Annotated in this window: 12 protein-coding genes; 6 read left to right on the forward strand and 6 right to left on the reverse strand. The window is 52.2% G+C overall.

The genetic code is table 11. From position 1 onward, the window contains the following. The 5 genes from H6F80_RS26580 to aroC form a co-directional block, all read left to right on the forward strand. Nucleotides 1-674, forward strand: a 674-nt coding sequence (locus H6F80_RS26580; protein ID WP_190794528.1) for a CHAT domain-containing protein, incomplete at its 5' end; no start/stop codon positions are given. Between the two features lie 284 nt (nucleotides 675-958). Beyond that, nucleotides 959-2,122 carry an HlyD family efflux transporter periplasmic adaptor subunit gene (locus H6F80_RS26585; RefSeq protein ID WP_190794529.1) on the forward strand — a complete coding sequence of 388 codons (1,164 nt, stop codon included), beginning with the start codon at nucleotides 959-961 and terminating at the stop codon, nucleotides 2,120-2,122. 169 nt (nucleotides 2,123-2,291) lie between these two features. Beyond that, nucleotides 2,292-3,512, forward strand: coding sequence for an ABC transporter permease DevC (gene devC, locus H6F80_RS26590; RefSeq protein ID WP_190794530.1), 1,221 nt, complete (start codon nucleotides 2,292-2,294; stop codon nucleotides 3,510-3,512). Nucleotides 3,513-3,535: 23 nt separating this feature from the next. Beyond that, complete coding sequence (locus H6F80_RS26595) at nucleotides 3,536-4,207, forward strand: DevA family ABC transporter ATP-binding protein (RefSeq protein ID WP_190794531.1); 672 nt, start codon at nucleotides 3,536-3,538, stop codon at nucleotides 4,205-4,207. 156 nt (nucleotides 4,208-4,363) lie between these two features. Beyond that, complete coding sequence (gene aroC, locus H6F80_RS26600; protein ID WP_190794532.1) at nucleotides 4,364-5,464, forward strand: chorismate synthase; 1,101 nt, start codon at nucleotides 4,364-4,366, stop codon at nucleotides 5,462-5,464. Nucleotides 5,465-5,936: 472 nt separating this feature from the next. Here the strand turns inward: aroC and H6F80_RS26605 are convergent, their stop codons facing one another. The 3 genes from H6F80_RS26605 to H6F80_RS26615 all read right to left on the reverse strand — a co-directional run bounded on the left by H6F80_RS26605 (nucleotide 5,937) and on the right by H6F80_RS26615 (nucleotide 7,656). Next, on the reverse strand, nucleotides 5,937-6,551 hold the full coding sequence (locus tag H6F80_RS26605; protein ID WP_190794533.1) for an ExbD/TolR family protein: 615 nt from the start codon (nucleotides 6,549-6,551) through the stop codon (nucleotides 5,937-5,939). Between the two features lie 49 nt (nucleotides 6,552-6,600). After that, nucleotides 6,601-7,305 (reverse strand): MotA/TolQ/ExbB proton channel family protein, encoded by a 705-nt coding sequence (locus H6F80_RS26610; RefSeq protein ID WP_190794534.1) that lies wholly within the window; start codon nucleotides 7,303-7,305, stop codon nucleotides 6,601-6,603. Nucleotides 7,306-7,518: 213 nt separating this feature from the next. Beyond that, nucleotides 7,519-7,656 carry a hypothetical protein gene (locus H6F80_RS26615; protein WP_190794535.1) on the reverse strand — a complete coding sequence of 46 codons (138 nt, stop codon included), beginning with the start codon at nucleotides 7,654-7,656 and terminating at the stop codon, nucleotides 7,519-7,521. A gap of 162 nt (nucleotides 7,657-7,818) precedes the next feature. Here H6F80_RS26615 and H6F80_RS26620 point away from each other — a divergent pair, with 162 nt between their 5' ends. After that, nucleotides 7,819-9,639 (forward strand): ABC transporter ATP-binding protein, encoded by a 1,821-nt coding sequence (locus H6F80_RS26620; RefSeq protein WP_190794536.1) that lies wholly within the window; start codon nucleotides 7,819-7,821, stop codon nucleotides 9,637-9,639. Nucleotides 9,640-9,885: 246 nt separating this feature from the next. On the opposite strand, the gene folB is transcribed toward H6F80_RS26620, so the two are convergent. The 3 genes from folB to H6F80_RS26635 form a co-directional block, all read right to left on the reverse strand. Beyond that, nucleotides 9,886-10,245: a dihydroneopterin aldolase gene (folB, locus tag H6F80_RS26625; protein WP_190794537.1), complete on the reverse strand. Its 360-nt coding sequence runs from the start codon at nucleotides 10,243-10,245 to the stop codon at nucleotides 9,886-9,888. A 97-nt stretch (nucleotides 10,246-10,342) separates the two neighbouring features. Further along, on the reverse strand, nucleotides 10,343-11,647 hold the full coding sequence (locus tag H6F80_RS26630; protein WP_190794538.1) for a glutamate-5-semialdehyde dehydrogenase: 1,305 nt from the start codon (nucleotides 11,645-11,647) through the stop codon (nucleotides 10,343-10,345). 122 nt (nucleotides 11,648-11,769) lie between these two features. Next, nucleotides 11,770-12,432: a class I SAM-dependent methyltransferase gene (locus tag H6F80_RS26635; protein ID WP_190794539.1), complete on the reverse strand. Its 663-nt coding sequence runs from the start codon at nucleotides 12,430-12,432 to the stop codon at nucleotides 11,770-11,772. Nucleotides 12,433-12,650: the final 218 nt, after the last annotated feature.

Consider the following 12,650-nt stretch of genomic DNA (forward strand, 5'->3'; position numbering starts at 1 on the left):
AGCCCCGTGTCTTAGCAGGCGCGTTTTCCGAAGGACGCTACAACATCCCGCGCGGCGGCACCGTTTTACCCTTTGGCGGGCTACCCTTTGCCAAACCGGAAGTGGAGACGATCGCCCGTTTGTATCCCAACACGCGCCAGTTAATCGATCGGGAATTCACCCGCGCTGCCACTGAGCCAATCTTAAATGATTACAACATCGTTCATCTTGCTACTCACGCGATGTTCACGACTGGATCACCAGAAGATTCATTTATTTTGTTTGGGGACGGCAGCACGATCACGATGCGCGATGTCAGCAGCCTGGATCTGGACAATGTTGATCTCGTCGTGCTGAGTAGCTGTCAGACTGCTGTGAGCTCGATGCAGCTTCAAGACGGCAAAGAGATTTTGGGATTTGGCTATCAAATTCAGGCAACCGGAGCCAGAGCCGCGATCGCCTCTTTGTGGGCAGTGGATGACGGCGGGACGGAGGCACTGATGAGCCGATTTTATACCGCACTACGATCGGGCAATCTCTCTAAAACTGCCGCACTTCAGCAGGCACAAATTGCCCTGATTCAGGGAGCAACTAGAACTCGTCTCGAACATCTCGTGGACAGCGAAAATCAGCCTGTAACGCTAGAGCATCCCTACTACTGGGCATCGTTTATTCTCATCGGCAATGGCTTGTAAAACCAGTTTCTAACGCTTGTTAGAAGTCAGACGAAGCTCAGTTTTTTATGCTGAATACAGACATTATCGATCGTGGGATGGATCACGCTTTGCAGGTAGGCTTTGACGCTATGCTTTAAGTGAAGTATTGATTCATCCTGCCTTCCTTTAGTCTTTCGCTAACCTTCATCCTTATCGTTAAGAAGTTTCTCAGTTTTCGGAGTTGGGTTTCTGGAAGCGGTATCCCTATGCGATCGTGCCTGATTCTCGATTCATGCCCAGATCATCTAAACCCTCCCCTTCCTATGCAGTCCAGACTCAAATGGTTTCCTTTTGTGCTTCTACTGCTCCTGAGCGGCAATACTGCCTGTTCTGCGATTTCTAACTCTTCCCAGGCACAGCCCCAGCCTGCTCCAAGCGTTCAGCCGATTACTTCTGTGGTGGCGATCGGGCGATTAGCTCCTCAGGGCGAAGTGATGAAGCTGTCGGTGACGAATGCAGCAGATAGTCGTGTGAATCAAATTTTGGTAGAAGAAGGCGACTGGGTAAAAGCCGGACAGGTAATTGCGATTCTTCAAGGAGCCGATCGCAAACAGCGTGACCTGGAAGAAGCCGAAAAGAACGTGGAATACTATCGGGCAAGACTGGCGCAAACCCAGGCAGGAGAAGCCAAAAATGCCGATGTCGCTGCACAACAAGCTACGATTGCCCGCTTAGAAGCACAGCTCAAAAACGAAGTCGTCGGTCAGGAGGCTGCCATCGCCAGTGCAGAAGCGGTTTTGCGGCAGGCACAGACTACTTACGATCGCAACGTTTATTTGCAGCAGGAAGGCGCACTTAAAGCGTCTGATCTGGATCAGGCAAGACAGGAACTAGAAACAGCGCAGGCAACCCTGAGACAGCGACAGGCAGAACGCCAAATGACGATCGAAACCCTGACGCAGCAAATCCGGCAAGAGCGAGAAAATCTGGCAAAGTTGAGCGAAGTTCGCCCTGTTGATCTGCGGGTGGCACAAGCCGATCTGGAAAAAGCGATGATTGCGGTGGAACAGCGTCGCGCTGAGTTAGAGGATACCCAGGTGAAAGCCCCGATCGCAGGTCAGGTACTCCGAATTAATACCCGTGTGGGTGAACAGGTGAATACGCAGCAGGGCATTGTGGAACTGGGACGAACTGACCAGATGTATGCGATTGCCGAAGTGTATGAGACGGATATGGCAAAAGTTAAGCCCGGACAAAAGGTGACGATCGCGAGTGAATATGGCGGATTTGAGGGCAAGCTTCAGGGCGTGGTCGAGCAGGTCGGGCTACAGGTCGGTAAACGCAAACTTTCTGAAGATAGCAATGACCCAACCAGCGATCAGGATACGCGAGTGGTAGAAGTAAAAGTTCGGATTAATGCAAGCGATAACGCAAAAGTTGCGGCTTTGACGAATATGCAGGTGCGACTTGAGATTCAAATTAATTAATTCGGAATCAATTAATTTCAAGTCAATAAATTCCAAATCAATAAATTCCGAATCAATAAATTCCGAATCAATTAATTTCAGGCCAATCAATTTTAAGTCAGGCAATAATCGATTGATGCTACGGGGAATCACTGGTTGCTGACTCAGGAGATAATTTGGAGATCGTTTAATGAAAGCACTGCGTCAATTTTGGCAAATCCATAAACCCCTTGGCTGGGCACAGCTTTCTCACCAGAAAGTACGTTTAGCTGTCGCGCTGACGGGCGTTGCGTTTTCCAATATTTTGATTTTTACCCAGCTTGGGTTACGGGCAATGTTGTTTGATGGAATCACGCTGCTGCCGGAGGCACTGAAAGGCGAACTGTATTTGCTGTCTGCGCGAGTTCCGTCGATCGACTTTGGGTTTGGCGGTTTGCCCAAGTCTTACCTGTATCAGGCAGACACTGTTCCCGGTGTAGAGTCGGTGCGTCCGCTTTACATCGGCAGAGTGCGCTGGACAAATCCGGAAACGCTGCGGCAACCTAAATCTCCCGATGCTCAGCCTGTGCCGATCGACATTTTTGCCGCCAATTTTATCAAAGTGCTGGCGTTTAACCCGGTGCAGCCTGTTCTGAATCTGCCCGAAGTCGATCAGCAGGTCGATCGCCTCACCACCCCCGGAACCGTATTGTTCGATCGCCTGGGACAACCCACGCTCGGAAACGTGCCCCAACTATTTGCCGAAGCAGGCAGCGTCAACACCACGATCAATAATCGGCGAGTGCAGGTTGTGGGGCTATTTAGCCTGGGCAGCAACTTCAACGACAAAGGCTATGTGTTGATGAGCGACTGGAACTACGAGCAAATCAGCCGCCAGGGCAGCAATTCTATCAACGTGGGCGTGGTGATTCTGGAACCCGGCGCAGATATTGGTGCGGTGCAGGCTCAGCTCCAGGCACGATTGCCGCCTGAAGTGCGAGTTGCTACCAAAGCCGAGCTAATTGCTTTAGAGCAGGAGTTTGCCGCTTCTTTTCCTCAAGGCAAAGTGCTGAGCTTTGGCGCGATCATGGGCTTTGTAGTGGGTATGGTGATTGTGTATCAAATTCTCTATACCGACATCAGCAACCATCTACCCGAATACGCCACGCTCAAGGCAATGGGCTATAGCGATCGTTCCCTCTGGATAATTGTGCTGCAAGAAGCGTTGATTTTGGCAGTGCTGGGCTTTATTCCCGGATGCCTGGCTTCCTACGGCGTGTATGGGCTGCTGGCTCAGGCAACGCGAATTCCAGTTGTGATGCGGTGGGATGTTGCTGTGCAGGTGTTTGTCTTAACGGTGGTGATGTGTAGCGTGGCGGGCACGATGGCAATGAATAAGCTGCGATCGGCTGATCCGGTGGATGTGTTTTAGGGAATTCATTTTTGAGAATATCTATGAATTCGATCGTCGCCATTCGCAATCTCAATCATTCTTTTGGTAAAGGCTCGCTGCAAAAAACCGTTCTCTCTGATATCACTCTGGATTTAAATGCGGGAGAGGTAGTGATTCTTGAGGGTCCGTCAGGTGGGGGAAAAACGACGCTGTTGACCCTAATCGGAGCACTGCGATCGGCTCAGTCGGGCAGCCTCAAAATTTTGGGACAGGAACTTTTGGGCGCGAAAAAGCAGCAGCTCATGCAGGTTCGCAATCAGATTGGTTTTATCTTTCAGGCGCATAATTTGCTCGATTGTCTTACTGCCTGGGAAAACGTCAGTATGTCGCTGAAGCTGCATCCCAAAATTCCCAAGTCGGAGTATCGGCGGCGATCGGTTGAAACCCTTTCGGCAGTTGGGCTGGGCGAATTTGTCGATGTTTACCCAAAGCAGCTCTCTGGGGGACAGCAGCAGCGCGTCGCCATTGCCCGTGCCTTGGTCAGTCATCCCAAACTGGTGCTTGCGGACGAACCGACTGCCGCTCTGGACAGCCAGACAGGGCGCGATGTGGTGAACGTGATGCAAAGTCTTGCGAAAGAAGAAGGCTGCACGGTTTTGCTCGTCACCCACGACAACCGAATTTTAGATGTCGCCGATCGCATTTTGCATATGGAAGATGGTTGCTGTCGTTAGCAAACAGAACGATTTGCAGTACTTGTTCCTGGCACAAATTTCTTGCACAAATTTCTTGCACAAATTCCTCGACAAAAAGAGTGAGTCATTTGCACGCTGGTCGTTCCTCCCCTATCTTGGGTAAAATCAAAGACTTACGACCTTTGCATAACATCTATGGGCAACACTTTCGGACATCTGTTTCGCGTCACCACCTTTGGCGAATCTCATGGCGGTGGAGTCGGTGTCGTGATCGACGGTTGCCCGCCGCAGCTTGAGATTTCGATCGAAGAAGTTCAGTTTGAACTCGATCGCCGCCGTCCGGGGCAAAGCAAAATCACTACGCCGCGCAAAGAAGCTGACCAGTGCGAAATTCTCTCCGGTGTATTTGAAGGCAAAACCCTGGGAACGCCGATCGCCATTCTGGTTCGCAACAAGGACACTCGCCCGCAGGACTACGATGAAATGTCCAAGGCATATCGTCCTTCCCATGCAGATGCAACCTACGATGCCAAATACGGCATTCGCAACTGGCAGGGCGGCGGCAGATCCTCAGCACGAGAAACGATCGGACGAGTCGCAGCGGGAGCGATCGCCAAAAAGATTTTGCGGCAGGTGGCAGGTGTTGAAATTGTCGGCTATGTGAAGCGAATTAAGGATCTAGAAGGCGTGGTCGATCCGGCAACGGTGACGCTAGAGCAGGTAGAGAGCAATATTGTCCGCTGTCCCGATAGCGACTGCGCCGATCGCATGATTGAAATGATCGAGCAAATTGGGCGATCGGGCGATTCGGTCGGGGGTGTAGTTGAATGCGTTGCCCGGCAGGTTCCCAAAGGTCTAGGCATACCCGTGTTTGACAAACTCGAAGCCGATTTAGCAAAAGCGGTGATGTCGCTGCCTGCCACCAAAGGATTTGAGATCGGCTCAGGCTTTGCCGGAACGCTGCTGGTCGGAAGCGAACACAACGACGAATTCTACCTCGACGACGCAGGTGACATTCGCACCACAACCAATCGATCGGGCGGCGTCCAGGGCGGCATTTCTAACGGGGAAAACATTCTGATCCGGGTGGCATTTAAGCCGACAGCCACAATTCGTAAAGAGCAGCGCACCGTTACGAAAGAAGGCGAGGAAACGATTTTGGCAGGCAAAGGACGACATGACCCCTGTGTGCTGCCTCGGGCAGTGCCGATGGTCGAAGCGATGGTGGCACTCGTGCTGTGTGATCATCTGCTGCGAGACGCTGGACAGTGCCATGTGCTCGACCCTTCCCGGTAAGCGAAACACTCAAACAAAAAATTAGCCCTCCTCTACGGGGGGCTTTTTATGAAGGCTTTTTACTTTTTACAATGAGCTGATTGTCCAGGAAAGGGCGAGCGAAAAGAATTTAGAGATTGCGCGCATCACGCTTTTTGAGCGAATCGAGCATTTGCCTTCTAACTGCACTTGCCCAACGATCGAAGTCAAACTCAGTCTCGCGATTGGTAGCGGTCGTCAAACTTGTTAGAGAAAGATGTAACGGATTGGGTTGAGCGTTACGCGGCGTTTTTCGATTCATTACTGTCACATTGAAATCCCACTTCACTAATTTGCCCATAGGCAGGGGGAACAATTCTATATCCCTAGGCACATTTTTCTACAAGCGTTGCAAATATCGCATCGTGTTGATGCCGATTCTACATAAAGCACTTTTCCTGAGGAAGCATTTAGAAAGGCAAATGAAGACAGGCATAAACGCTCGCCTGAAACGCTAAGGTGCTACTGGCTTGGGCGCGTTTGATTTGGGGGCGGGAGCGGGGCTTGTGCGGGGTGACTCAATGCCAGGAAGCGGTTGAGCCGGAATTGGAGCCGGGTTCAATGGGTCAACCTGACCCGGAATCTGGTAGGGAGCCTGAGGATTAATCGATCCACCCGGAAGGGTAAAGGAATTTGGTAGCGGAGCCGGGTTTTGTCCGTTATCCGGCAGGGTTGCCAGTGCGACGCGATCGCCCCCGACATCTCTCAGCAAATCGAGCACTTGCACCACATCGTTATAGCTAGCGGCTTTAGAGGCATATAGCACCATCAGCCCATCGGGATTCTGCTGCTTAAAGTTTTGCAGGGCAGCGGCAAGCGATTCGCGGGAAATCGGCTGTTTTTCCAGGTAGGTTTGACCGATCGGGTCAACGCTAACCACGAGCAACTGTCGCAGTTGTGGCGCACCTGTGCCAGCACGGGGCAGATCGACACTAATTGCAGTCTGCCGAGTTAACGTGACTGCTGCCAGGATGAAGAAAGTGAGAATACAAAAGATAACGTCAATTAGCGGGACAATTTCAATGCGAACATCAGTCTCGGTCGATTCGAGGTGAGTTTTAATCGGCATGACAACTCGGTAAGAAATGTGAGGAACAGCGTAAAATTCAACCGCAACGCTATGGGTTTTCTCCCGCAGTGGACTGAGGGACGATCGATTCAGAACTCAGGCTGGAAGCATTCAGCGCGTTTCGTCTTACCAAGGGAAGGCGTTCTTTGCGGTAAAGCAGTTCTAGCTCGTTACCTGACTGTCGGAAAATTTTTGCCTGACCGAACACAAAACTCTGGAACAAACGGTAGAAAGCTAGTGCAGTGATTGCCACAATCAAGCCTGCTGCCGTACTAATCAGGGCTTCTGAGATTCCCAGCCCCACGCCTTCTGCTGCACCTGTACCCAGGTCTCCAATGCGAATCGAGCTCAGCGAACTAATCAAACCCAGCACTGTTCCCAATAGACCCAGCAGAGGGGCGAGCGCGATTGTTGTTTCTAGCACCTTGTCTCCGCGCCGCATCGCGTTAAGTTCTTCGTCTGCTGAGGCTTGCAGGGCGAGTTCAAACACTTCGGGATCGGGGTCTTGCAGTTCCAGCGCGGAATAGAGAAAACGACCGATCGGCTGACTGCTGGATTTGCGAGCAATCTCGGTTGCTGCATCCCAGTCCCGTCGTGCTGCCTCCAACACCCGCCCGGAAATTTCCCGCTCGTGGGTCAGAATTTTTGACCAGAACCACGCCCGCTCAATAATGGTGCTGAGGGTCAGGAAAGAGAGAAATAGCAGGGGCCACATGGCGACTCCGCCCCTGGCAAATAGGTCAGAAATACTCACTGCTTCGTTTTACCTCCAGTTATGCCGCATGCCAGACGGAGAAGATAGGCAAGATCCGCCCGGAATTCCTTCTTTAGCTGTTCGAGCGAAACCCCGAACGATCAGGATGACCTATCATCAACAGTCCAATATAGTCCATATAGACTGCCATTCTGGCAAAAGGATTCATGGGACTTCAGGAAGCAAAATCGTGCGAAGCAGTGATTTCAGCAATTAACCTTTTGTGCGCTTCACATGGTCGAGGATTTGCTGCTTGCGCTCATTTGAGTTACGCGGCGTGGATTGAATGAAGTTGCCGCTGCTGCGTGCCAGATGTTCCATAATGCGTTTTTTGCGATCGTTCATAGCCATATCCAAGTCCTCCAGAATTAAGCAATTTCAACGGTTAGGCAGCCGTTACTTCTTCAGTATAGAGAGATGCTTTGAGTGAGGAGGGTTTAATCCAATACCGCTTCTTCCCTGACGGCAGCCCAGTTCTCCTCGTTTGCGGCGCAATTCGCTATGGTGGGAATTATGAAGAGATTTGAACGTTCCTTCCAGGCATTGCGCCAATCGCTGGCAATTTTTCGATATAGCTATCGGGCACTAGAACTCGTTTGGACAACCGATCGCCGTTTGACTGTGATTGTGGCAGTTTTGACGCTGATTGCGGGTCTGTTGCCCGGAGCCATTGCTTATATCGGAAAGCTAATTGTCGATGGCGTGGTGCAGGCGGCTCAATTTGGGGGAATTGGACGAGAAACAGCTCTGTTTTATCTGGGGCTGGAGGCGCTGTGCGTTATCGTGCTTTCCGGTAGTCAGCAGGGGATTGCACTGTGTCAGTCTTTGCTGCGAGTGCTGCTGGGGCAAAAGGTGAATGTGCTGATTTTAGAAAAGGCACTCACGCTCGATCTGCGGCACTTTGAAGACTCCGAGTTCTACGACAAAATGAGCCGTGCCCGCCGGGAAGCTTCAACTCGTCCGCTGAGCTTGGTGGCGCGTACCTTTGGGCTGGTGAAAGATGTGCTGTCGCTGTTGACCTTTGGCGGCTTGCTGCTGCAATTCTCGGTCTGGTCGGTGATTTTGCTGATGGTGGCGGCAGTTCCGGCATTTGTGGCTGAAACTCGCTTTGCAGGCGCAGCTTTTCGGCTCTTCCGCTGGCGTGCCCCCGAAACGCGGGAGCAAACTTACCTGGAAACGCTGATCGCCCGCGAAGATTTTGCAATGGAGGTAAAGCTGTTTCAGTTGGGCGACCTGCTGCTGAGACGCTACCGTGCCGTGTTCGATCGCCTTTATCGCGAAGACCGGGATCTGACGATTCGCCGCAGCGGGTGGGGTTATGGGCTGAGTCTGGTGAGCACGATCGCTTTTTACCTCACTTATGTCTGGATTGTGCTGGCAACGATTAATGGACGGATTACGATCGGCGATCTGACGCTGTATCTCGTCGTGTTTCGGCAGGGACAGTCTACGTTTTCCTCGGTGCTGTCCGCGATCGGCGGAGCCTATGAGGATTGTCTGTACCTATCGAACCTGTACGAATTTCTCGAAGAAGATGTGCCGCCGCAAACCGGAACCGTGACCGAGGGTAGCCTTCCCGGAGATGGGATTCGGTTTGAGCAGGTTTCGTTTCGCTATCCCGACAGTTCCCGCTGGGCCGTGCGCGATATTTCCTTTCATCTGCAACCCGGAGAAAAGCTGGCGATCGTTGGACAAAACGGCTCTGGCAAAACTACGCTGATCAAGCTGCTGACGCGCCTTTATACTCCTGACTCCGGGCGAATTTTGCTGGATGGCATCGACCTGCGCGAGTGGGATCTGGAAGTGCTACAACGGCGAATCGGCGTGATTTTTCAAAACTTTGTGCGCTATCAGTTCACGGTGGGTGAAAACGTGGGCGCAGGCGATGTGACGCAGTTTGAGAATCAGCAGCGATGGGAAATTTCTGCCGAGAAGGGCACGGCGCGATCGTTTATCGACCATCTCCCCCAGGGATTTTATACGCGGCTGGGTCGCTGGTTCAAAGGCGGACAGGAGCTATCGGGTGGACAGTGGCAGAAAATTGCTCTCTCGCGGGCATTTATGCGATCGGGCGCAGATTTGCTGGTGCTGGATGAACCGACCTCCGCCATGGATGCCGAGGCTGAAGCAGAAATCTTCGATCGCTTTCGAGAAATGACCGAAAACCAGATGGCAATCTTGATCTCTCACCGCTTTTCGACCGTTCGCATGGCAGATCAGATCCTGGTGATGGAGCAGGGTGAAATTCTAGAGCATGGGACTCATGAAGAACTGCTGGCTCAGGGCAGACGCTATGCCAGGCTGTTTTCTTTGCAGGCGGCAGGATATCGGTAGGCACTGCTCGCTGAAGGCAACGCTAGACAATGCAAGTTGTGACAATGCGGGTGGTGTCGCAGAAACTGGTCAAGGGTAAGGTAGGTAAGCTCGGACACGCCCGATTTCTCTGCGATGTCTACTGCTTCTCTGTTTCAGGGGCAGCGCTCTTTGGAATTGCTGCTTAAGGGAATGCAAACGATACAGATTGTTTGTCCTTAAAAACTTTTTGCGACACAACCAATAAGGTTTATCGTCTAATCGTAGTTATACAGATGGGCGGGTAAGTTCCACGGTAATTGAGCCGCTAAAGTTGGGAATGGGGGGTGTCGGCTTCGTCAGGCGAACCTGCACCTGCTGAATTGAAGTAGAAGTCAGGATGGACTGGGCGATCGTTTCCGCTAGCTTTTCGATCAGCGCAAACTTGCAGGTTTGGATAATCTGCTGCACGATTTCAACGGCTTGAGCATAGTTGTAAGTATCGGAGAGACGATCGCTCTCCCCCGCTTCGGACAAATCCAGCCAGAGCACCAGATCGACGGAGAACCACTGTCCTAAAATTTGTTCTTCTGCCAGCGCACCTGTGTATCCGTAGGCGCGAATGTTATTAACGTACAGTCGATCCATGGGGGCTGACCGAGTGGGTAAGGAGTGGAGGGGTGAGGAGGTGAGGGGACTTGTGGTATTGCTCCTTCTAGCAATGTAGATCCTAGCAAGGTGGATCCTAGCAGGGAAAATCTCGATGGATAAAGGGTTTTGCGTCTGTGCCGCTGTAGGTGGCCACGATTTGACCCTGTCCGACAAGCTGATATTTGTAAGTCACCAGTCCTTCCAGTCCGACGGGGCCACGTGGGGGGAGTTTCTGGGTGCTGATGCCGACCTCTGCGCCAAAGCCATAGCGGAAGCCATCTGCAAAACGGGTCGAGCAGTTATGAAATACGCCTGCCGCATCAACCTGTGCCATAAATTCTGCCGCGGCTGCCTGATCTTCAGTGACGATCGCCTCGGTATGGCGAGAGCCGTAGGTATTGATGTGGGCGACGGCATCCTGAAGGGAATCGACGACTTTAATGGAAAGAATCAAATCGCTATACTCGGTTGACCAGTCTGCATCGGTGGCAAGTTCAGCGGAAATGATTTGACGAGTGCGATCGTCTCCGCGAAGCTCCACGCCTTTTTCACGCAGGGCAGTCGCAGCTAGGGGCAAAAACTCTGGCGCGATCGATGGGTGAACCAAGAGGGTTTCGATCGTGTTGCAGGCGGAAGGATACTGGGTTTTAGAGTCCAGTGCGATCGAAACTGCCTGCTGGAGATTGGCAGCGCGATCGATATAAAGATGACAGATGCCGTCTGCATGTCCCAGCACCGGAATGCGGGTATTTTCCTGCACAAAGCGGACAAACGCATTTGAGCCTCTGGGAATGATCAGATCCACACAGGATTCAAGTCGGAGCAGTGCCAGCGTTTCTTCGCGAGTCGTCAGTAGCCGCACAACAGCAGGATTGATATTGGCCTGGGTTAGCCCCGTTTGGATCGCCTTGACCAGTGCTTCACAGGAGCGAACCGCCTCTTTCCCGCCCTTGAGAATCACGCCGTTGCCCGACTTCACCGCCAGCGATGCAATCTGAATGACCGCATCGGGACGCGCCTCAAAAATGACTCCAACGACACCGAGAGGACAGGCAATTCGCCGCAGAATCAGCTCGGTATCCAGTTCACGATGAATCTGGACTGCCCCGATCGGATCAGGCAAACGCCCTACATCGCGCACTCCTGCGATCGCCGCCTTTAGTTTTGGCGCATCCAGCTTGAGCCGTCCATAGAGGGCATTGGCTAACCCTTCCGCCAGAGCCGCTTCACAGTCTGCCTGATTTGCCGCCAGAATTTCTGGGGTTGCCGCTTCGAGTGCCTGGGCGATCAATTCAATGGCGTGATCGCGATTTGCTAAAGAAAGCACAGCCAGTTGGCGGGCAGCGTCGCGAGTTTGCTGGGCAAGTGTGGTCAGATCTGGGGTAAAGGTCGAAGTCATAGCGGGGCGGCAGGTGAAAGGAGCAGGTAGCCAATCCTATCATTTTGACTGATTTTGCTCTACATCGCGGCTCGGCGCGGGATTGAAGCCGATTCATTAATAAATGGATGATTGCTTGAGGGCTATCGCTTAAGGGCAAGGGTTAGACCATCGGCGATCGGCAAGAGACTCAGTGTAATGCGATCGTCTTGATGAAGCTGTTCATTAAAGCGGCGGATCAGGTTAGTGCGGTTGTCCTGCTCCTGTGGGTCGGCGACTCGTCCAGACCAGAGAACATTGTCGATCGCAATCAATCCCCCCGGACGAATGAGCTGAAGGGCGCGATCGTAGTAGGCAGGATAGCTACTCTTATCAGCATCGATAAAAGCGAAATCAAAGGTGTTTGCCTGACCTTCTTGCAGAAGGCGATCGAGAGTTTCTAGGGCGGGGGCAAGGTGGAGGTCAATTTTATGGCTGACTCCAGCCGCTTTCCAGTAGCGACGGGCGATCGAGGTGTATTCTTCGCTGACATCACAGGCGATCAGTTTGCCGTCGTCGGGAAGTGCTAGTGCCACAGAGAGCGAACTATATCCGGTGAACACGCCGATTTCTAACGCCTTCTTCGCGCCCATCAGCTGCACTAAAAACGCCATAAACTGCCCCTGCTCCGGCGAGATTTGCATTTGACTCATCGGATGGCTTGCAGTTTCCTGACGTAGCTTTTGCAGCAGTTCGGGTTCGCGAAGAGAGTGGTTGAGCAGGTAGTGGTAGAGGCGATCGGTCAGGGAAAGATATTTGGCAGGCATAGGGGATGGGAAAGTGAGGGGTGACGGGGTGAGATACGAGGTGAGGAATAAATTCGGTTGACGGTTTGCCTATTTTGCTATATTCTAAAATGCGCCGCGAGCAGTAATTTTGTACTAAAACGAAAGACGTTTCCAGGGTTCAGCCTGCGGTAGGCAGTTATACCGGGCTTAAACGCCGAATGGAATGACAGCGAAATAAACGACAAACCAAATAAATG

Source organism: Leptolyngbya sp. FACHB-711 (genome assembly GCF_014695615.1).
In the GTDB taxonomy this organism is placed as follows: Bacteria; Cyanobacteriota; Cyanobacteriia; order Elainellales; family Elainellaceae; genus Leptolyngbya_A.

Bases quoted from the DNA above. Each gene is read 5' to 3' on its own strand.
- H6F80_RS26605 (WP_190794533.1), bottom strand. From the start codon at position 6,551: ATGCCGATTAAAACTCACCTCGAATCGACCGAGACTGATGTTCGCATT.
- devC (WP_190794530.1), top strand. From the start codon at position 2,292: ATGAAAGCACTGCGTCAATTTTGGCAAATCCATAAACCCCTTGGCTGG.
- H6F80_RS26585 (WP_190794529.1), top strand. From the start codon at position 959: ATGCAGTCCAGACTCAAATGGTTTCCTTTTGTGCTTCTACTGCTCCTG.
- H6F80_RS26615 (WP_190794535.1), bottom strand. From the start codon at position 7,656: ATGGCTATGAACGATCGCAAAAAACGCATTATGGAACATCTGGCACGC.
- aroC (WP_190794532.1), top strand. From the start codon at position 4,364: ATGGGCAACACTTTCGGACATCTGTTTCGCGTCACCACCTTTGGCGAA.
- folB (WP_190794537.1), bottom strand. From the start codon at position 10,245: ATGGATCGACTGTACGTTAATAACATTCGCGCCTACGGATACACAGGT.
- H6F80_RS26635 (WP_190794539.1), bottom strand. From the start codon at position 12,432: ATGCCTGCCAAATATCTTTCCCTGACCGATCGCCTCTACCACTACCTG.
- H6F80_RS26595 (WP_190794531.1), top strand. From the start codon at position 3,536: ATGAATTCGATCGTCGCCATTCGCAATCTCAATCATTCTTTTGGTAAA.
- H6F80_RS26620 (WP_190794536.1), top strand. From the start codon at position 7,819: ATGAAGAGATTTGAACGTTCCTTCCAGGCATTGCGCCAATCGCTGGCA.
- H6F80_RS26630 (WP_190794538.1), bottom strand. From the start codon at position 11,647: ATGACTTCGACCTTTACCCCAGATCTGACCACACTTGCCCAGCAAACT.